Source organism: Flavobacterium aeripolare, assembly GCF_013294025.1.
Classification (GTDB): Bacteria; Bacteroidota; Bacteroidia; order Flavobacteriales; family Flavobacteriaceae; genus Flavobacterium.
In genome coordinates, this window is record NZ_JABSNL010000001.1 from 291210 (window position 1) to 311484 (window position 20275).

17 protein-coding genes are annotated in these 20275 nt (G+C 34.4%); 10 read left to right on the forward strand and 7 right to left on the reverse strand.

Going from position 1 to position 20275, the window contains the following annotated elements:
• Positions 1–48: 48 nt before the first annotated feature.
• The 4 genes from HNQ00_RS01275 to HNQ00_RS01290 form a co-directional block, all read right to left on the reverse strand.
• A complete protein-coding gene (locus HNQ00_RS01275) occupies positions 49–930 on the reverse strand; it encodes an alpha/beta fold hydrolase (protein WP_173836297.1) in 882 nt (293 codons plus the stop codon).
• A gap of 134 nt (positions 931–1064) precedes the next feature.
• On the reverse strand, positions 1065–2060 hold the full coding sequence (gene gap / locus HNQ00_RS01280; RefSeq protein ID WP_173836300.1) for a type I glyceraldehyde-3-phosphate dehydrogenase: 996 nt from the start codon (positions 2058–2060) through the stop codon (positions 1065–1067).
• Positions 2061–2126: 66 nt separating this feature from the next.
• Positions 2127–2861, reverse strand: coding sequence for an SDR family oxidoreductase (locus tag HNQ00_RS01285; protein ID WP_173836302.1), 735 nt, complete (start codon positions 2859–2861; stop codon positions 2127–2129).
• 605 nt (positions 2862–3466) lie between these two features.
• Positions 3467–4141, reverse strand: coding sequence for an NAD(P)H-dependent oxidoreductase (locus tag HNQ00_RS01290; RefSeq protein WP_173836304.1), 675 nt, complete (start codon positions 4139–4141; stop codon positions 3467–3469).
• A 363-nt stretch (positions 4142–4504) separates the two neighbouring features.
• Here HNQ00_RS01290 and HNQ00_RS01295 point away from each other — a divergent pair, with 363 nt between their 5' ends.
• The 7 genes from HNQ00_RS01295 (at position 4505) to HNQ00_RS01325 (ending at position 12704) form a co-directional block, all read left to right on the forward strand.
• Positions 4505–4936 carry an FKBP-type peptidyl-prolyl cis-trans isomerase gene (locus HNQ00_RS01295; RefSeq protein WP_173836306.1) on the forward strand — a complete coding sequence of 144 codons (432 nt, stop codon included), beginning with the start codon at positions 4505–4507 and terminating at the stop codon, positions 4934–4936.
• 858 nt (positions 4937–5794) lie between these two features.
• Positions 5795–6691, forward strand: a complete 897-nt coding sequence (locus tag HNQ00_RS01300) for a hypothetical protein (RefSeq protein ID WP_173836308.1) — start codon at positions 5795–5797, stop codon at positions 6689–6691.
• 35 nt (positions 6692–6726) lie between these two features.
• Positions 6727–7776: a substrate-binding domain-containing protein gene (locus HNQ00_RS01305; RefSeq protein ID WP_173836310.1), complete on the forward strand. Its 1050-nt coding sequence runs from the start codon at positions 6727–6729 to the stop codon at positions 7774–7776.
• Between the two features lie 19 nt (positions 7777–7795).
• Positions 7796–9319, forward strand: coding sequence for a sugar ABC transporter ATP-binding protein (locus HNQ00_RS01310; protein ID WP_173836312.1), 1524 nt, complete (start codon positions 7796–7798; stop codon positions 9317–9319).
• Between the two features lie 21 nt (positions 9320–9340).
• On the forward strand, positions 9341–10315 hold the full coding sequence (locus HNQ00_RS01315) for an ABC transporter permease (protein ID WP_173836314.1): 975 nt from the start codon (positions 9341–9343) through the stop codon (positions 10313–10315).
• A gap of 3 nt (positions 10316–10318) precedes the next feature.
• A complete protein-coding gene (locus HNQ00_RS01320; RefSeq protein WP_173836316.1) occupies positions 10319–11803 on the forward strand; it encodes a mannitol dehydrogenase family protein in 1485 nt (494 codons plus the stop codon).
• A 10-nt stretch (positions 11804–11813) separates the two neighbouring features.
• Positions 11814–12704, forward strand: coding sequence for a carbohydrate kinase family protein (locus HNQ00_RS01325; protein WP_173836318.1), 891 nt, complete (start codon positions 11814–11816; stop codon positions 12702–12704).
• A gap of 115 nt (positions 12705–12819) precedes the next feature.
• On the opposite strand, the gene HNQ00_RS01330 is transcribed toward HNQ00_RS01325, so the two are convergent.
• Positions 12820–14304 carry a mannitol dehydrogenase family protein gene (locus HNQ00_RS01330; protein ID WP_173836320.1) on the reverse strand — a complete coding sequence of 495 codons (1485 nt, stop codon included), beginning with the start codon at positions 14302–14304 and terminating at the stop codon, positions 12820–12822.
• Between the two features lie 205 nt (positions 14305–14509).
• Here HNQ00_RS01330 and HNQ00_RS01335 point away from each other — a divergent pair, with 205 nt between their 5' ends.
• Positions 14510–15247, forward strand: coding sequence for an NUDIX hydrolase (locus tag HNQ00_RS01335; protein WP_173836322.1), 738 nt, complete (start codon positions 14510–14512; stop codon positions 15245–15247).
• Between the two features lie 21 nt (positions 15248–15268).
• Here HNQ00_RS01335 and HNQ00_RS01340 read toward each other — a convergent pair whose 3' ends face one another.
• A complete protein-coding gene (locus tag HNQ00_RS01340; RefSeq protein WP_173836324.1) occupies positions 15269–15808 on the reverse strand; it encodes a cupin domain-containing protein in 540 nt (179 codons plus the stop codon).
• 350 nt (positions 15809–16158) lie between these two features.
• Here HNQ00_RS01340 and HNQ00_RS01345 point away from each other — a divergent pair, with 350 nt between their 5' ends.
• Positions 16159–17352: a multidrug effflux MFS transporter gene (locus HNQ00_RS01345; RefSeq protein ID WP_173836327.1), complete on the forward strand. Its 1194-nt coding sequence runs from the start codon at positions 16159–16161 to the stop codon at positions 17350–17352.
• 14 nt (positions 17353–17366) lie between these two features.
• On the opposite strand, the gene HNQ00_RS01350 is transcribed toward HNQ00_RS01345, so the two are convergent.
• Positions 17367–18650, reverse strand: coding sequence for an NAD(P)/FAD-dependent oxidoreductase (locus tag HNQ00_RS01350; protein WP_173836328.1), 1284 nt, complete (start codon positions 18648–18650; stop codon positions 17367–17369).
• Positions 18651–18936: 286 nt separating this feature from the next.
• Between HNQ00_RS01350 and HNQ00_RS01355 the strand changes: the two genes are divergently transcribed.
• Positions 18937–20241, forward strand: coding sequence for a sensor histidine kinase (locus HNQ00_RS01355; RefSeq protein WP_173836331.1), 1305 nt, complete (start codon positions 18937–18939; stop codon positions 20239–20241).
• The last annotated feature ends 34 nt before the right edge of the window (positions 20242–20275 follow it).

The window sequence follows — 20275 nt, forward strand, 5'->3', positions numbered from 1 at the left end:
ATTAATTATCGTTAGCGTCATTCCCTTAAATCAAGGAATGCAGTGGGTTTATTTATTAGCTCGTATTATTTCTTCGATTTTATCTACGATGGCTAAAGGGGCTTCTTCTTGTAAGAAATGGCGGGAAGCAATTTTATGTATTGTAGCTAGATTAGCAACTTTCTTAATTTCTTCTCCATAGGTGTCAAAAGTTAAAAAAGGATCATCAACACCCCAAATTGCCTGAATAGGATAGCTTACATTCTGCACCGCTTGATAACACAAATCTCTAAAAGAGGCTGTATTATCAAAATTTCGCATCAATTTAAGATACGCATCTCCCCCATCTTTTAGCTTTAATATATCGAGATGCGCTTCAATTTCTTCATCTGGAACAACACTGATATCGTTAACTCCCATCTGTGAAAACATTAATTTCCATGTTGGATGTTGCAGCATTGCCAATTCGATTTCGCCTAAAACAACTGATTCAAAGGGACGCATGGGCCACGGTTTAGTAAAGTTTACTACATCAATCCAAGTATTTAAAATTGTAATTGACAAAATACTTTCTTGGTTTAGAGCAGCCAAGGCAAATCCCACCGGACCACCCACATCATGAATAACAAGATGGTACTTCTCTAGTCCCAACTTAACTGCAGCATTGGCTGTAAATTTGGCCAAAGCACGAAACGAATACTCAAAATCTTCGGGACGGTCTGATAGTCCCAAGCCTGGGAAATCTATTGCAACACCTCTATAGCCTCTTTTAGCCAACTCGGGAACGATGTTTCTATATAAAAATGAAGAGGTAGGTACGCCATGTAGACACAATACAGCTTCGCCTTCTCCTCTATCTAATGCAAAACAACTTAGACCGTCAACGTCAAAATATTTACCAGAAGCTTCGTGTCTTTTTATAGTTGCCGTTTTTTCATAACTGTCTTTCATACCTTCCATTTTAAATTATGATTTAACAAACAAAATAAAGCGGCTGTGTAATTTACTTTCGCTTAAAGCGAAAGATAATTGTCTTTAACCTATAAAGAATTAGGTACACAACCACTTATGGTGTTAGTACTTAATTATGCTATTTCGGTTAAAATTTGACGAATCATTTGATTAGTAAAACCCCACTCATTGTCATACCAGGTCATCACTTTTAGTAAATCGCCATCGACCACTCTAGTCATTCCTAAATCTACTGTTGAAGCATGTGGGTTTTTCACAATATCTGAAGAAACTAAAGGTTCGTTTGTAGTCGACAATACATTTTTATAACGATCAGTTTGTGCTTCTTCTTGAAAAATAGCGTTGATCTCCTCAACAGTAACAGAACGGCTAGTCACAAAAGTCAAATCTGACATAGAACCTACGGGAATAGGCACTCTTAATGCCACACCGTCAAATTTCCCTGCAAATTCTGGTAAAGCTTTTGCTGTTGCAATCGCAGCACCAGTTGATGTAGGAACAATATTAGCGGCACCAGCACGACCCATTCTAAAATTTTTATTAGAAGGTGCATCTACGATTGCTTGTGAGGCCGTATAAGCATGAACAGTGGTCATAATTGCTTTATTGATTCCCACACGACGTCCTAAAATTTCGACAATAGGACTTATATTATTGGTGGTACAACTGGCACAAGAGAAAATTTCTGTATTTCCATCCTTTGTATTTACACCGTGAACAACCGTTGGAATATCCTCACTTTTTGTTGGAGCTGAGATAATCACTGATTTTGCTCCAGCTTTAATATGTTTTTTAGCGTCTTCACTTTTAGTAAAAAATCCAGTACTTTCAATTACAACATCAATATTATTTTCTTTCCACGGCAAATCTTCAGGATTGCGCTCTGAGTTATACTTGATCGTTTTTCCATCTACATATAAATTAGTAGCGTCATGCGTTACTTCTTTCTCGAAGGTCCCATATACAGAATCATACTTTAATAGATAGACTATATTTTCTATTGATACAATATCATTTACTGCGACCAGTTCTAATTGTGGCGTATCTAAAATTACTTTTAATGCTGCTCTTCCTATACGACCCATTCCGTTTATTGCTATTCTTTTCATCTTATTAAAATTTAAATTATAGAATTGTAAGACGTTTGTCTTACTTGTTTTATTATTGATTATTACTTACTCTGAAAAATCTGCTAGAACTATATTTTCTGCAAAGCTTTGGTAGGCTGATCCAACTTGTTTTGCCATATCATCGGGAAAAATATGGAATACTCCTTGCTCAATTCCTGCTGCGATAGCCTTGGCCACAGATTCAGTTGTCGCTCCACCATCAAACCCTGCACTTTTACCCATATCAGTAGCTACAGGGCCAGGATGCACACTAATAACTGTGATTCCTTTTGCACCTAATTCTGTACGTAGCCCTTGAGTTAAAGAGTATGAGGCTGCCTTTGAAGCAGAATAAGTCGAAACTTGAGCGAAGTTTTTCATAGAGGCTATTGAATTCAATTGAACCAATACACCTTTATTTTTTTCTAATGTATTTGCAAAAGCGTTAGCTACGCGTAAAAGTCCAAAAGCATTTACTTCTAACTGAAATTTGAAATCTTCTTCAACATTATCACTTATAGTTGCCTGTGGCGTTCCCACGCCTGCATTATTTATTACAATGTTGGCATCAGTTGTTTTCTCGGCAAGTGCTTGAATTGATTGAGTACTAGAAACATCTGCTTGTATCGTTACTACGCGGTCACCAAATTTAGATTCTAAATCTTTAGTTGATTTAACATCTCTAACTGCCAAGTATACTTTGCTCGCACCCTCTTCAAGAAAAGTACTTACAATTGCTGCACCAATTCCTCTATTTGCACCTGTTACTACTATTACTTTATCTTTAATCGCTTTATTCATTTTGTCAATCTCTTTATTTATTATAAATTCATTTCCCTTAGTTCATTCAATTAGCTTTAGTAGATTTATCCCTACCTCTACTACTGTCTTATGCTACCTATAATGCATACTGTAAGTCAACTAATTTGCATCGAAATCTGTTAAACTACAATACAATTATTGAACAAAAACACGAATCAATACGCTATGGAATGATTGGGTAATGACCGCTTTTTTAAGTTGCTGCTAAACAAAGCTAAGCATTCGATTAGAAACAACATAGCAATTAACTTTTCTTTAGCCTAAAGGCTTAAATAATTAAGCTTTTACAAACATTACGTAATTTACTGAAAACCAGATACAATTAGATAAAAGATTAAAATGATGATATATTAAAATGAAATAATACAAAAACGGACTAAGACTATCGATAGCTCGTAGCAAACCTATTTATCATAATAAAAGCGTATCGTATAAATTATCGAGCACATTTTATTTTCGAATTTTCTAATTATTTAAAAAGAAGAATTATTTAAACTGAAACTTGATTTTAAAACTCAGATAAATAAAAAAAACCTGCTCACTATAAAATTGAGCAGGTTTTTTACATTCTAAAATGATAAAAATTACATCCACGTAACAATATCATCAAAATTTCTTCTTGATTTTTCATGTGCAGGATCGTTTTTTCTATATCCAAAAGCAATCATGAAAGCAAGACCATATTTATCCGTGTCGATTCCGAATTTTTCTCTTAGCAAAGCCTCTGCTTCCTCTTGATGGAAACCTTCAATAGGACAACTATCAATTCCTATAAGTGCTGCTGCAGTCATCATGTTCCCTAATGCAATATAATTTTGCTTAGAAGACCAATCAAACAACTTTTTATCAGAATCTAAAGCAAAATCACGTTCTTGAAATTCTCTGTAGAATTTAGAATACATTTCGATTACTTCCTCTGGCATTTTCTTTACATCCTTCATCATCGTTTGAATGTAATCTGCATTGTGCTTAACCATAGGTGCCTTCATTGATAAGCCTAAAACAAAGTGACTTGCTGTGTCTAATTTCAAAGGAGCTCCCCAAGCTACGGGTTTCAATAATTCACGTAATTCTTTATCCTGAACAACTACAAAGTGCCAAGGTTCAAATCCAAAAGAACTAGGAGACAAATGGGCAGTTTGTAAAAGAAACTTCATATTATCATCAGAAATGATCTTTGAAGCATCAAATTCTTTAGTTGCATGTCTAAAATTAAATGCATTTAATATTTCGTCTTTAGCGATATTAGGTGTGGTCATATTTGTATTCTTTTTTTATTTTATTTATCAGCATACAAATATAGGGTGACAAAACAGTAGTTTAAAAGTATATTAAAAGGGAATAACGGTACAAAACAAGGATTTTTAAAACAGTGTCCCTTTTATATTTAAAACACACTGCCATTTTTTCAGTAAAAAATACCATAACATGACAGCACATTGTAAAGAGCTACAAAACAACCAATTACACGATACAAATCTCATAGCTTTTAATAAAATGATAAAAAAGCAGTTTTCTTCTCTAAAAGGGGTTTTTGGCTTAATTTTGGCAATAAACACTACAATTAAGTTTAAACAGAAGCCTTTTCAACAATGAAATGGAGGTTTTAAAATTAAAAAAATATGACTCAAGTTAAAGAGAACAACACGGTTAAAGTACATTACACAGGAAAACTAGCAGACGGACAAGTTTTTGATTCTTCTGAAGGGAAAGAGCCATTGGCTTTTACTCTTGGAGAAGGACGTTTAATTCCTGGTTTTGAAAAAGGCCTAATTGATATGAAATTAAATGAGAAAAAAACAATCAACATTACTAAGGACGATGCTTACGGTGACCCTCGTGAAGATTTAATTATCGAAGTACCAAAAGGCGAATTACCTCAAGAGATGACTCCTGAAGTAGGTATGGGATTAGTTTCTAGAACTCCAGAAGGACAAGAAATGAATCTTATGGTTGTTGAAGTAAGAGAAGAGACAGTAGTATTAGACGGTAATCACCCATTAGCTGGTAAGGATCTTATTTTTGATCTTGAAGTTGTTGAGATTTCTGAATAAGTATACACTATATTATTTATAAGGCCTGAAGAATAAAAATTCTTCAGGCCTTTTTTTTGTTTATCGCTGAGTAGGATTGAACTGTTGTTTAATTAAAAAAAGTTCATGTCTATTAATTTCATGATATAATATAGTAAACTACCTCCTATTCAAGGCTCTAATCAATTTTTTATCCCGCTTGTTTGCTGTTGCTTTTTGTAATGAGAGTACAGCCCAAATGGAAGCAGGAATCCAACCAATTATAGTTATCCGCAAATTAAAGCATAGCATCGCTGTCAAGATTTTACCTCTTAGAAAAAAGTATTGCGTTGGAAAACAATAGCAATAAGTATCCTATACAGTTTTAATATAATTAATTACAACAATAAGGTACTCAATTGCAATGTAGTAAACTCAAGTACTATATTTTATCCTGAAACACTACCTGCTATAATGCAATTATGAACTCATAATGCACTCTAAATAGATAAATTATAGACAGATATATCGTTTGCGAAAAGCAATTTATTACCTATTAATTCAAAAATATAATATTTAACTTACTAATTAAAACGATGTAGTTGTTCTATTTTTACTTATTACTCCCTGCAAGCGGCTTTTTGAATTATTTACATATTCAGTTGGCTATTCTATTAATATTTTCAATAATATTCAATAAAGCGTTCATTATACGTAATATAATTACGTAATAATTCTGCTGTTTTTATGCGTAATATTCAACAATTAGAGTTTAAAAATACATTTATCATTATTTTTTGTCGCATAAAAATTTTTTGTTTTGAAAAATAATATACATTTGTTTTTATAAAACGTAATTATTACGTTTTATAAAAACAGCCAAACCTAACACCATAGAATATGAACTTATTACAAATTAAAACAGCAACTGCTAGACCATTACTACAACTTTTCAAACCAAGTTCTAGACTCTTTTTTACAGTTATAACTGCAACTTTACTATTTTCTCAAAATGGTATTTATGCGCAAGATACCAGCAAAGGGGAAGTTAAAAATACAGTTGTTGTCGATGATGATTATAAACCGTTCAACATACACATGCATTTAAAGAATATGCACACTTGGCATGGTTTCGTAGTAACACCTAGTCCTATGGTGGCTACATCATTAGAATACAATTCTAAAAACAAGAAATTTGTCTTTGGTTTGTGGGGTGGCGCTGGTTTTTCTGGAGACCCAATTACAACTAATGACGGCGATCGAGTAAATGCTAATTATAAAGAAGTATCCATCTATACATCCTATCATATTACAGACAAATTCTTTGTTGAAGCGGTCTCTCACAACAATTATACTGGTGTAGAGGAACGAGGAGATGTCCTACATTACTGGAGTTATAAAAAAACACAAGGATATAATTTTGTAGATTTAAACTTTGGTTACCAAGTTACTAAGAAGACCTCACTTTACTTAGCAACTATTATAGCGGGTAGAGCTGGTGATTATGAAGTGCAGCGTGATGGCTCATTAAAAGATTCTTACACGCACTATTTAGAAGTGAAACATAAGGTTTGGGAAAAAGAAAATAACAGTTTAACACTATTTACTAGTGGAGCATTTTCTTTCCTTACCGATAAAACATTTTATACAGATCAAAAAGCAAACATTATAAATGTAGGTGCAGTATATGCGCGAACAGTTAAAGCGGGTAGCTTTTCTTTTCCAATAGAAATGACAGCTATGTGGAATCCCGAAAAACAAAAAACAGTATTACAAGTTGACATTGCCCTTTTTTAAAAAATTCACGAACGATAACTCTTAAAAATTATTATATGAAAACAATTTTCAAAAAAGCAGTTAAGCCACTATTAATGTTGGCAATCACTTTAAGTGCAGTTAGCTGTATCGATAAAGGTGATAACAAAAAAGCAGATGCCCCTTCAACTGGCACTGAACTTACTAAAATAGAAAGTGTAAAAGATCTTAAAGGAATGAAGATAGGATACTGTACTCCGTCCCTTGATGCTCCTTACTACCAAGCGCTTTTAACTAGTATCAAAGAAAATACGGAAGTTAACGGAATGGAGTTTTTATCTGCTGACGGTCAAGGTGATATCAACAAACAAATTGCTGCCGTTGAAGACTTAATTACAAAAGGTGTTGATGCTTTATTGTTAAACCCTAAAGACCCAATGGCTTTAGTGGCCGTAACTAAAGTAGCTAAAGCAGCAGGTATTCCCGTATTTATTATCGATAGTTCAATAGATCCTTCTGCCGATTTTGTGACAACAATCCAATCAAATAATTTGGCTAATGGAGAATTAGCTGGTGCTTGGGTAGCAAAGAAATTTGGAACTAAAAAAATGAAAATCGCTTTACTAAGTGGGAATGCTGGAAATCCTGTAGGATTAACTAGAAAACAAGGTTTGTTACAAGGAATCACTGAAGAGCAATTGCGAACTTTAGGATATATTGATCTAAATGTAGTTACTCAAATGTACACAGAATGGACTTACGCAGGTGGGTTAAAAGCTATGGAAGATGTTTTAGTAGCCCATCCAGATATTAATGTCGTTATTACAGAATCTGATGTTTGTGTTCTAGGGGCAATAAAAGCGATTGCTCAAGCGGGTAAAACAAATGATATTTTAATAGTTGCTGGTGCAGACGGTCAAAAAGAAGCGATTAAATACATCATGGATACTGATTTTTACGGTTGTACTGCCATGAATAGTCCCGTTCAAATAGGTCGAAATGCAGTAGAATGCGCTATACAATACATCAATGGAAAGAGAGATTTTCCTATCAAATCATACACAGCTCCTTTATTGATCACTAAGGAAAACGCTGCTCAATATTACAATCCAAAAGCATTGTTTTAAAATTTAAAAAAGTACTCAAATGGGAAATTCAGAAAGCGAATACCGTCTTGAAATGACTGGAATAACTAAAAGTTTTGGAGTTGTTTCTGTTCTTGAAGGTGTAAATCTAAAAGTAAAACACGGGGAAATCCATGCCTTGCTTGGTGAGAATGGTGCTGGAAAATCAACACTGATTAAAATTTTAAGTGGTGTACACCAAAAAGACAGCGGGACGGTATTGCTAAATGGCATTGAAATCAGTCCTAAAAATACCCACTATGGTCAACTATTAGGTATTAGTGTCGTATATCAGGAGCTTTCATTGGTAAACGATTTGTCAGTTGCCGAAAATATATACCTGCATAAATTGGGTGCAAGTAAGTTTTGGATGAATTGGAAAAAAATCACAAAAGACGCACAAGAACTAATCGATTCATTAGGTTTTGAGATAGATGCTTCAGCAATTGTTAGAGATTTAAGTATCGTTCAAAAACAAGTGGTCGAAATCGCAAAAGCATTATCAGAAGATACTAAAGTTTTGATTCTCGATGAGCCTACAACTGTCTTTGATCCAAATGATGCTAAAAAATTATTTGCAAATTTAGAGCGATTGAAAAAAGGCGGTATGTCTATTATTTACATTTCGCACCACTTAGAGGAAATATTCAAAATAGCAGATACCATTACTGTTTTAAAAGACGGTGTTGACACAGGATGCGTTTCTACAGAAAACATCGATAAAGATGGCGTCATCAGGTTGATGATAGGTAGAGAATTGAAAGATTTATTCCCTGTTCGAAATGTAACCGTTAGCAAAGATCCTGTATTTGAAGTTGAAGGATTAAGTGGAGCCGATGGTTTTGTAAAAGAGGTCTCTTTTTCGGTATGTGCTGGAGAGGTTTTAGGAGTCGCTGGTTTAGGAGGAAGCGGTCGTACAGAGATGGCTAAACTAATTTTTGGTGCCGATAAAAAGAAATCGGGGACACTAACTTTAAACGGGAAAGTCATCAGCACTAGAAATCCTGTAGATGCAGTAAGACAACAGATAGGTTTTGTATCTGAGGATCGAAAAGAAGAAGGTGTTTTTCTTCCTTTATCTATTCGAAAAAATATAAGTATTACCAGTTTTAAACCTATTGCTAGCAAGCTCGGTTTTATAGATAATGAAAAAGAGCAAAATAATGTTCAAAATTTAATAGCAAAACTCAACATCAAAGCACCAAATGCTGAGATTGATGTGCAAAATCTATCAGGTGGGAACCAACAAAAAGTAGCTCTTGCAAAATGGTTGAGTATTGATAGTAAACTTATCATCATCGATGAACCTACAAGAGGTGTTGATGTAGGTGCAAAAGTCGAAATATACAACTTGATTAATGAAGTGGCTAAGAAGGGAGTCGCTGTAATTGTAATCTCGTCTGACATGCCTGAAATAATGGGAATTGCAGATCGAATATTAGTCATGCATAAAGGAAGCATTTTTGGTGAGTTACCTAAAGAAGAGTTTTCTGAAGAGAATATTTTAAGGTATTCTATTGGTGAGGAATTGAAAATTAAATTTTAAATAATATAAAAATACAACCTAATGAATTTAACTATAAAACAACAGCTTAGCACGCCAAGCGGAATTCTAAAGTTCCTAATTAAGCACAATACAATTGTCATTTTTGTATTGCTAATGATTTTCTCAGCTTTAATATCTGATGTGTTCTTTACACAAACCAATTTATCTAATTTATTAAAGCAGGTCTCAGGAATTGGCATTATCAGTATTGGGATGCTAATTGTCATCTTAACAGGAGGAATTGATCTTTCTGTTGGTTCGCTAGTAGCGCTGCTTGCCGTAACCTTTGCATTGCTAATTAATGTTGTCATTCTTCCGGCTGCTATCGTACTTACAATTGCAATGGGATTTGCCCTTGGTAGTGTTTCGGGTTACTTAGTTGCTTATCAAAAGATGGCCCCTTTTATAGCGACCCTAGCTTTAATGACTATCGCGAGAGGTTTGGGTTTTATTTACGCTAAGGGTTCGCCTGTTACTTTTGAATCTGCTGGAGGAGCATTCATGTCTGATTTTGCAAACAATGCAACTCTTGGCGTTCCTAACATAGCAATCATCTTTTTTATTATTGTTGCTATGGCTTCGGTAATGTTAAAATATAATGTGTTTGGTCGTTTAGTAATCGCTATGGGTAGCAATGAAGAGGCTTCTCGCCTATCTGGTATCAAAGTCAATAAATATAAATTTTTAGTATATGCGTTGTCTGGATCATTAGCTGCCATTGCAGCGATAATAACTGCTTCGAGAACTAATCTAGGTTCTCCTAATATGGGCGTTTCATGGGAACTTGATGCTATTGCAGCTGTAGTTATTGGAGGAGCAAGTTTAAATGGCGGTAAAGGGACTGCAATCAATACTTTGATGGGTGTGCTAATATTAGGATTAATAGGGAACATCTTAAATCTTTTAAATGTGCCTTCTTACCCGCAACAAGTCGTAAAAGGAGGAATTATCATTCTAGCAGTATTATTTCAAAAATTTGAAGGAAAAAAACAATAAATCATGAAGCATTATAAATTAAATAACAGCAACTTATCAGCAATCTCTGAACGTGTGGCTGTACCAAATTACAACAGACAAAATATTACAACAGGCATTGTACATGTAGGTGTTGGTGGTTTTCACAGAGCGCATGAAGCAATGTACATTGATCAATTGCTAGAGGATACTGCTAATGCTAATTGGGGTATTTGTGGAGTTGCATTACTTAATTTCGACCAAAAAATATACAATGTCTTAAAAGATCAAGACGGTTTGTATACGCTAATAATTAAAGAATTAGATGGTACCTTAACTAAAGAAGTTATAGGGTCTATCACAGAGTACTTATTTGCGCCCGATAGTCCAAAAGCCGTTATTGAAAAAATGGCTGATAAAGCAACAAAGATTATCACTCTTACAATCACTGAAGGAGGATACAACTTAAACGAAGCAACTGGAACTTTTAATTATGATAATCTTGCTATTATTGCAGATAAAAATAATCCATCTGATCCCAAGACGATTTTTGGTTATTTAACGCAAGCATTAAAAGTTCGTCAAGCTCAAAATAATGGTGCGGTAACCATTTTATCTTGTGACAATATTGAAGGAAATGGTCATGTCACTAAAAAAATGTTACTAGCCTATGTGCAATTTGCTGAACCAGAATTATTAGACTGGATAGAGGCTAATGTTTCTTTCCCTAATAGTATGGTGGACCGCATAACACCTGCAACAGTATCTTCAGATATGCAATTATTACTAGAAACTTCAGGTATAGATGATCAGTGGCCTGTGGTTTGCGAATCGTTCCAGCAGTGGGTTATCGAGGATGATTTTATCGCTGGACGACCTAATCTAGAGGTTGTAGGAGTACAGTTTGTCAAAGATGTTGCTCCTTTCGAGAAGATGAAATTAGGATTACTAAATGCAGGACACAGCGTGGTGGGGATTTTAGGTAGTTTAATGGGGTACAATACTATCGACGAAGCAATCCATAATCCAGAGATCGCGCAGTTTTTAGCAAATTATTTAGACAATGAGGTCACACCTACTTTAAATAATCTTGAAGGAGTAGATTTAGCTCAATATAAGAAAACATTGGTAGCACGTTTTAGCAACGTATATATCAAAGACCAAATCGAACGTATTTGTTCAGAGACATCAGCAAAAATGCCTAAATTTATTATGCCAACAGTTGTAAGTCAACTAACCGCCAATAGAACTGTCACAAACGCCGCATTTGTTATTGCAGCTTGGGCAATTTATAGTTTGGGAATAAACGAGAAAAACGAACGCATCACTATTAAAGACGCATTGCAAGATTTACTATTTGCAAAAGCGCAACTAGCGCAAACAAATCCGATAACTTTCATACAAATTGAAGCCGTATTTGGTTCAGTTAGTACATCTGAAGTATTTGTAAAAGCATATACAAAAGCTTACAACGACATCAACGCTTATGGTATGACGAAATGTATAATCGAATTGAATAGCAATTCATAAATTTCAAATTATGATAAAAGCCACTTGTTTTGGAGAAATATTATGGGATGTATTCCCTACTCACAAAAAAATTGGAGGTGCTCCGCTTAATGTCGCCATACGATTAGCATCTATGGGTAATGAAGTAGGGATTATAAGCCGTGTGGGAAAAGGTAAAAAAGGGAAACAGCTCATTCAATTTTTGAATGAAAACGCTGTAGCTACTCTTGCAGTTCAAATTGATGAGCAGTATAAAACGGGCAAGGTTAAAGTTACTCTTGATGAAAAAGGATCTGCTTATTATGATATTATGCAACCGAGAGCTTGGGATAATATCCAACTTACAGATGCGGCAATCACACTTGTAAAGGAGGCTGACATATTTATTTACGGAAGTTTAGCTTCTCGTAATGAAGTAACGGCAAATACGCTAAACGAACTTTTAAAATTTGCAAATTATAAAATATTTGATGTTAACTTACGTCAACCTCATTATACGGCTGCAGTATTGGAAAATTTATTGGTTCAGGCCGATTTTATAAAATTCAACGATGACGAAATATATGAAGTAGCTACTCTTCTAGGATCTACAGATCAGTCATTTGACCACAATATTTTGTTTATAGCTGAGAAAACAAAGGCTAAATGTATTTGTGTAACTAGAGGAAGTCAAGGTGCTGTTCTATACATAGATAGTACTTTTTATTATAACTCAGGATATCATGTTGAGGTAGTCGATACTGTGGGTGCTGGAGATTCATTCCTAGCAACCATAACCAGCAAATTAATGAATAACGATGATCCGCAAGAAGCTATCGATCATGCCTGTGCAATTGGCGCACTAGTAGCCAGCCGAGAGGGTGCAAATCCAGTAATAACGGCTGAGGATATTACTAATCTTATTGGCACGAGCACACTATAAACAGAATAAATAGTACACACGTTAGGAATTAGATACTGTTATAGTATAAAAAGAAAAGCTTCATAATTAATTTTATGAAGCTTTTCTCTTTATACTAATAAACAGTACTCCCTTTCTATTGTTGGTTTTCCTCCATAATACATTGCTTAATTTCTTTACTCCTAATTTTCTCAACTGCAGCTAGATAGGCATTTGAAAATTGTGTGTGCTGGGCTAAATCGTCAAAGATGGCTTTTATTTCGATAAATTTCATTGGGTTTTGTATCGAAAGTGCCGCCGTTCTAATCAAAGTACCGCTCATAGTATCGATAATCTCGTAACTATTGCCATGATCATCGATACCGTCATTATATTTAGACCATGCAGCAATAATAAATGCTGCTTTCTTTATTTTTTTATTCGAAAGCAACTGTGCTTTTACTGTCGATAATATAAACAAAGGAACCTTAGCAGAACTCTCCTGACAAATACGGAACAACTGGTCATTGATATGTGAATTCTGAAATCTTGTCAGAATACTTTTTTTATACGCATCAATTGCTGCTGCCGATGAATCGACTAATGTGGGCGAAACTTCCTCGTCTAGAAATGATTGTAAAAACGTTAAGAAATCTACATCACTTGCTGCCTCATAAACTGTCTTATACCCATGTAATGAACCTAAAATTCCTAAAATAGTATGGCTCGCATTTAATAACTGTAGTTTTAAATTTTCAAAAGGCCCAATAGCATCAGTGTACTGCACTCCTACTTGCTCCCACGCCGGTGTTTCATGAACAAATTTATCTTCGATCACCCATTGTGAATAAGGCTCAACAATAACAGGCCATTGATCGTCAATAGCAAAATCTTGCTTTAAAGCATTGCGATCAATCGAGCTTGTGATGGGATTAATGCGATCGACCATCGTATTAGGGAAAGTTGTGTTATCAATAATCCACGTAACTAAATCTGGCTCAACCTTACTTACATAATCTAACAACGATTGACGCATTGTATCCCCATTGGATTTTATGTTGTCGCAGGACAATACTGTACAACCTGATAAATTGCGTAGTTTTCTCAATTTAAAAGACTGCGTCAAATAACCAAAAACTGTTCTAGGATTAAAGGGATCTTTAATATCCTCTGTAACCGCAGGATGATTTATATCAAATGCGCCTGTAATTTCGTTTAAATGATAGCCATCTTCTGCAATTGTTAGAGAAATAATCTTGATATCAGGACTTGCCATGCGCTCTATAACCGCTAGCGGATTTTCTGGACCATAGAAATATTCAACAATGGATCCTATTATTTTTGCTTTATGTGCACCATTTGCTTCTTTGATATATACGGTGTACAGTCCATCTTGATCCTTCAAGATATTATACATTTTTCTATTAGAATCTAATAAATCAACTCCACAAATACCATAGTTTAATTCTTTATGCTTGTCAATGAGTTCGTTGACATAATATGCTTGATGCGAACGGTGGAAATTCCCTACACCTATGTGTAAAACACTAGTTTTTATAACGTCCCGATCGTAAGATGGTACGACTACCTTTGCTGGTAAAAGATCTAAATTTTCAGCATTTAAGGAATAAAATTTGGCCATATTAGTAGAGTAATCTTTAATTGATAGAAGTTGTTTTCAATATATAAAAATACACTTTTAAATTGAAATCTCCCCCCAGTTTAGGAGAGAATAGCCTGCAAAGTAAAAAAGCTATTTCTAACTACAAAGAAGAAACAAACAGTAACTTATTCGTGCATAATTTCTTTATATTTGTATTTGATCGTTACTTGAGTAATCACAAATTATGGATTTTAGAAAAATAAATAACTTATCGGTAGCATGTGTAATTTTTGGTCTAGATGCTGATAACCTCAATGTGTTACTAAACAAGCGAACGCTGAATCTATTTGACGATAATTTTCCAGTTATTGATGACTGGATGCTTCCTGGACAACATGTTTACAAGAGCAGCAACTTAGAACAATCTGCAGATTCTATTTTAAAAAACTTCACTAAGGAGCCGCTTACAAACAAGAAACAATTTAAAACATACGGTAGCAATCGCCGCGTGAACACTGAGAAAGATCTATTATGGACAAGAAGTAAAGGAGTAGAATCTCGCAATCTAACTGTTGTATACTATTTAGCACTACCTATAGAGACTATTAATATAGAGGAAAAGGAAGATCTTAAATGGTTTCCCATAAATAAATTACCCGAGATAGGGTTTGATCACGAGTCTATTATTACAGATGCTTATGAGGATTTAAAAAGTAAAATAATGACTGAACCCATTATGTTTAATTTAGTTCCCATGAAATTCACTCTTAACGAGTTGCAAATAGCTTATGAAATTGCCTTAAACATAACACTTGATAATCGTAATTTTCGAAAGAAAGCAATCAGCAAGCCGTACATTGTACCTCTAGAAGACAAAAAGAAGACAGAAATGTCAAAGAAGCCTTCTAAGCTGTATATGTTTAGTAGCGATATTTTTGAAAAGCTTTCAGTAAAAGATCATATCGTTAGTTCGATACTCTAATTCGTATTAATTAATTAATTACTAACTACAGTATCTCGCAATCAATCTCTTTTTTACCCCAATAACGCTCCCAATAAATGCTATAACATTTATACCTATTTTTTGTATAATTAATGGCACTCCAGGAATAAAAGCGTCCATCATTTTAATAGCAATTGCAGCCTGATAGCTATTTTTTGGCAAACCATTTTTAAAAACTTTTTTATCATTTGCCAAGCCATAAATTATTTGCAAGCCCATTTGCATTTCTCCTGCAGCTGTTACTTGCACTTTAAAAAGTACATCCTTGCTTGATTCATTCAAAAACTGGTGACGGTCAAATGGTCTAATTACTAAAGTTTGCCCTTTTTTAAGAATCATACGTACTTTATTTACATTGACGTTCAATTCTCCTGAGATAATTGTAAATACTTCGGTGATTTTTGTGTGATAATGCACTCCCGCTTGCTTCCCTCCTGGTTTTACAAGTGTGGTAAACACAAGTTCTCCCATAGAATTTGATTGAATTTCAATCTCATCTTTGATTATAGGATTAGAAAACTTAAGTCTGGAAGTAGTCATGCATTTTTTTTAATAGCTAGATCAAAAATACCACAAACACTTTTGAAAATTACTTTTATAGCCTTTTTAATTTATGCTACTATTCTATTACTCTTGATCTCTTGTAAAAACCAGTACACCCTAGCCCTGATAGTAGTGTAAAGCCTTAACGGAAAGAAAACTACATTTTATGGATGCGGCAGAGCGACTGCAAGAAGCTCCTGCGGGATACTATAAAATGAGTTTGAAGCCGGTAAGCTTGTAACGAATAGCAGGAACTTGCTACTTAATAAAACCGTTGAATTAGGCCATTTACAACCGCTATTTTAGCTTTTTAAATACTTACATTTGCAAAAAAAATAAATTCCTTCATGACAAAAGCACATTACTTCAAGTTGATTCTAATATTAGGATCTCTTACTGCTCTTGGACCTTTTTCTATTGATATGTATTTGCCTGGTTTTGCTCAAATTGCTACCGATTTAAACACAACTGTGGCAAGTGTGGCAATGACTTTATCTAGTTACTTCATTGGTATTTCTGCGGGACAATTATTATATGGCCCACTGCTCGATCGTTACGGTCGTAAAAAGCCACTGTTTATTGGGATGTTAGTCTATATTGCAGCTTCTCTAGGTTGCGTGTTTGTAAAAGATATCGATACTTTTATTGGACTGAGATTTATTCAAGCTGTGGGAAGTTGTGCTGCTACAGTTGCTTCTGTTTCAATGGTTCGTGACTTCTTTCCTGTGAAAGATATACCTAAAGTTTTCTCTCTGCTTATGTTGGTTGTAGGATTATCTCCTATGCTCGCACCCACTGTAGGTGGATACGTAACCGACTGGTATGGTTGGCATATGGTGTTTGTTATTTTGATGTTTATTGGAATAATAATCATGCTTGCAGCACAATTTGGACTACCCGATAGTTATGTGCCAGACACTACTATTTCGCTAAAGCCAAAGCCAATATTACTTAATTTTGCTAGTGTTTTAAAAGAACCTCAATTCTATACCTACGCGTTTACAGGGGCAATTGCATTCTCTGGTTTGTTTACATACGTAGCTGCATCTCCTATTGTATTTATGGATATTTATAAGGTAGATCCTAAAATGTACGGTTGGATTTTTGCATTCATGTCACTGAGTTTTATTCTTGCTAGTCAATTAAATTCGGTTTTATTAAAGTGGTACAGTAGCGAGCAGTTAATACTAGGTGCTTTAATCACGCAATCTGCCGTGGCTCTAGTCTTTTTATTTCTAGCGATTAATAACATGTTAGGGCTATATCAAACCATTACTATGTTATTTTTATTCTTAGCATGTTTAGGAATATCAAACCCCAATACAGCCGGACTTACACTCGCTCCATTTACTAAAAACGCGGGTAGCGCGTCAGCATTGATGGGAGCTATACAATTAGGTTTAGGTGCGCTTGCTTCATTTGCAGTGGGGACATTTGTAAAAGAATCTATTTATCCAATGGTCATTATTATGGCAGCGTCAACTATCATTGCGTTAATTGTACTACTAATAGGAAAACGAAGAATTAAAATACAACACTAAAATAAAAAAACAAGCTATAAGCTTGTTTCTTTATTTAGTTTAACCTTTTTATCTGGTCTAATTATCATTCTTAAAGATTGATCACTAGCTAAGTAAGCAATCATCCAGTTATAAAAAGTTTTAACTCTATTGCGATAAGTGATTAGCGAAATTAGGTGAACAAATAGCCAGATACTCCATGCAAAAAATCCTTTGAAGTGCATTTTAGGCTTGGGTAGATCTACAACTGCCTTATTTTTACCTATAATAGCCATCGATCCTTTATCATTATATTCAAAAGCTTTTAATGACTTGTTTTGCATCATTAACTTGAAATTCTTTGCCAAATTAATTCCTTGCTGAATAGCTACTTGTGCAACTTGTGGGTGTCCTTGCGGGAAATTTTTATCAGTTAATTGTAGACAAGTATCTCCTATCGCATATATATTAGTGGTAGCATTTACTTTATTGAATGCATCTGTTGCCATACGTCGACCGCGACCGTAACTTTCTAAAGGGATTCCTTCAAAAGTCATTGCCGAAACACCAGCGGCCCAGATTAAATTTTTTGTTTGAATTGTTTCTCCATTTTCTAAAAATACGGTGTCATCAACATAATCTAAAACGCGGTTGTTCAATTTTACAACTACGCCCAAATCTGTTAAAGCATTTAATGTATCTTTTTGAGAATCTTCACTCATGGGTGCCAATAAAGCGGGTCCACCATCGATGAGGTATATATTGCTGGCTGCAGTAGCCAGTTCTGGATATTCTTTCATGAAGACACTTTTCTTCATTTCGGCAAACATTCCTGACACTTCCACACCTGTAGGTCCTCCACCAGCGACTACAATCGTTAATAGTTTACGACGCTCGCGCATGTCTTTACAAATGGCGGCTTTCTCTAAGTTCTTTAAGATAGTATTACGCATCACAATGGCATCGTTTAATGTCTTCATTGGGATGGCGTTTTTCTTCACATTCTCAATTCCAAAATAGCTAGTCTCTGCTCCTGTAGCAAAAACCAATTGATCATAGTGAAGTTCTCCGTTGTGCAAAATAACTTTATTCTCCTCAGGAACTACTTGCTGTAACTTTCCTAACCTAAACTGTAAGTTCTTTTTCCCAGCAAAAAATTTTCTAAAAGGATAACTTATACTTGAAGGTTCTAAGAAAGCTGTGGCTACCTGATATATTAAGGGAGGAAAAAAGTTGTAATTGTTCTTATCTACTAAAGTAACGTGCACGTCTTTTTGATCTAGTAGTTCTTTGGCTAGATTTAGACCTGCAAAACCTCCTCCTATAATAACAATTTCCATATGCGTGATTTTAAGGGTGTACTAATTTTTATTAATCTTCTATTTAAATGCTACTTTTTACTATTCAAACTTTAAAATTTAAACAAAGTAATTATACTATGAATTACTTAATTAGCTGCTAAAAAATAAAGCTATAAATATAGAGAATTTATAAAAAGCAGCTAAATCAAAACTATTAAAAAAGGGTTAAAATTATTTTACTACTTAAAAGAGACTCCTAATTAAAAAATTAACATTCTACTTAGTGTATTCCTTTTTTTTGTAACTTGTACAAAACAAGTTGATTATGAATATCAAACAAAAGTGGCTTGACTTAATAGGTACAGACAAGGAATTTTCCCTAGAAAAGAGAATTTTCCATGGCGTATGTTTGATTACTTCTCTTGTTCTTTTAATTTCGTTTCCTGCTAACTTCTCTCTCGGTCTACTTATTTTTGGATACGTACTGCTAGTTGCACTAATATTATTACTGATTCTATTTTACTTCTCTAGATATAAGCAGCAGTCCCGCGCTACCTTCTCAATATTTGCGATTTGCATCTCAGCAATACTCATTATAGGATACCTCTTTAATTGCGGCATAAATGGTCCTATTATTTTAATTTTTGCAATAACTTTTATAATCTATGCTTCTATCGTTAAAAAAGAGCAATTGCTTTTTTGGATGTTGTTTCAATTAGGGATTGCTTACAGTTTGCTCTTTTTAGAATATTGGTATCCAGACATGATCTATGTTCATTATGATCATCCGTCTTTTAGGTACTTTGATACCGCACTAACCCTAGGTATTTTGCTGCTAACGATATATTTAACAATACGTTATTTAAAGACAAATTACAGACAGCAGCAAGAGTTGTATATTAGGAAGAATGAGGAACTACAAAAGGCAAATGCAACTAAAGACAAATTATTTGCCATCATATCTCACGATTTACGTTCGCCTTTTAATGCTTTAATTGGCTTAAGCCAAATTTTAAAAGAGCAACAAAACGAACTAGCAGAAATCGAGAAAGAAGAATTTGTAAATGCCATTTATGATACCTCTACAAAAACATATAATTTGTTACAGAATCTTCTTGAGTGGTCACTTTCGCAAACAAACGAAATTCAATTTTCGCCACAGCTTATTAGTCTCAAAGATTTTATTCCTCAAGCCTTAGCAATGCCACTAGAGGTTGCAAGTAGCAAGCAAATTACAATTAACTTTAACATATTTGAAAATCACAGTATTGTTGCAGACAAGAATATGATGCAAACTGTACTTCGTAATTTAGTTTCTAACGCCATAAAATTTACAGCTGTGGGTGGAAAGATTTGCATTAGTTCCCTAATCGATCATGAGGGTACCACATTACTAATCTCTGACAATGGCCTAGGTATGAGCGAGGATACTTTGAAACATTTATTTGATGAATCTGGAACTCATAAAAGTGAGGAGCATATAGAGGAAAGAGGCACAGGATTAGGATTACTGTTATGTCGTGACTTTATTTCAAAGCATGATGGACACATATGGGCAGAAAGTGTGCAAGGAAAAGGCAGTACCTTCTATGTATTCTTAAAGAAATCGTGTGAAAAATCAAACGTGTAATAAAAATAAAAAAAACCATTACATACTCCTTGAA

What these genes read in the sequence shown, in the direction of transcription:
- HNQ00_RS01330 (WP_173836320.1), bottom strand. Translation starts at nt 14,304, where the DNA reads ATGGCCAAATTTTATTCCTTAAATGCTGAAAATTTAGATCTTTTACCA.
- HNQ00_RS01340 (WP_173836324.1), bottom strand. Translation starts at nt 15,808, where the DNA reads ATGACTACTTCCAGACTTAAGTTTTCTAATCCTATAATCAAAGATGAG.
- HNQ00_RS01315 (WP_173836314.1), top strand. Translation starts at nt 9,341, where the DNA reads ATGAATTTAACTATAAAACAACAGCTTAGCACGCCAAGCGGAATTCTA.
- HNQ00_RS01305 (WP_173836310.1), top strand. Translation starts at nt 6,727, where the DNA reads ATGAAAACAATTTTCAAAAAAGCAGTTAAGCCACTATTAATGTTGGCA.
- HNQ00_RS01295 (WP_173836306.1), top strand. Translation starts at nt 4,505, where the DNA reads ATGACTCAAGTTAAAGAGAACAACACGGTTAAAGTACATTACACAGGA.
- HNQ00_RS01300 (WP_173836308.1), top strand. Translation starts at nt 5,795, where the DNA reads ATGAACTTATTACAAATTAAAACAGCAACTGCTAGACCATTACTACAA.
- HNQ00_RS01310 (WP_173836312.1), top strand. Translation starts at nt 7,796, where the DNA reads ATGGGAAATTCAGAAAGCGAATACCGTCTTGAAATGACTGGAATAACT.
- HNQ00_RS01290 (WP_173836304.1), bottom strand. Translation starts at nt 4,141, where the DNA reads ATGACCACACCTAATATCGCTAAAGACGAAATATTAAATGCATTTAAT.
- gap (WP_173836300.1), bottom strand. Translation starts at nt 2,060, where the DNA reads ATGAAAAGAATAGCAATAAACGGAATGGGTCGTATAGGAAGAGCAGCA.
- HNQ00_RS01345 (WP_173836327.1), top strand. Translation starts at nt 16,159, where the DNA reads ATGACAAAAGCACATTACTTCAAGTTGATTCTAATATTAGGATCTCTT.
- HNQ00_RS01285 (WP_173836302.1), bottom strand. Translation starts at nt 2,861, where the DNA reads ATGAATAAAGCGATTAAAGATAAAGTAATAGTAGTAACAGGTGCAAAT.
- HNQ00_RS01325 (WP_173836318.1), top strand. Translation starts at nt 11,814, where the DNA reads ATGATAAAAGCCACTTGTTTTGGAGAAATATTATGGGATGTATTCCCT.
- HNQ00_RS01350 (WP_173836328.1), bottom strand. Translation starts at nt 18,650, where the DNA reads ATGGAAATTGTTATTATAGGAGGAGGTTTTGCAGGTCTAAATCTAGCC.
- HNQ00_RS01335 (WP_173836322.1), top strand. Translation starts at nt 14,510, where the DNA reads ATGGATTTTAGAAAAATAAATAACTTATCGGTAGCATGTGTAATTTTT.
- HNQ00_RS01355 (WP_173836331.1), top strand. Translation starts at nt 18,937, where the DNA reads ATGAATATCAAACAAAAGTGGCTTGACTTAATAGGTACAGACAAGGAA.
- HNQ00_RS01275 (WP_173836297.1), bottom strand. Translation starts at nt 930, where the DNA reads ATGAAAGACAGTTATGAAAAAACGGCAACTATAAAAAGACACGAAGCT.
- HNQ00_RS01320 (WP_173836316.1), top strand. Translation starts at nt 10,319, where the DNA reads ATGAAGCATTATAAATTAAATAACAGCAACTTATCAGCAATCTCTGAA.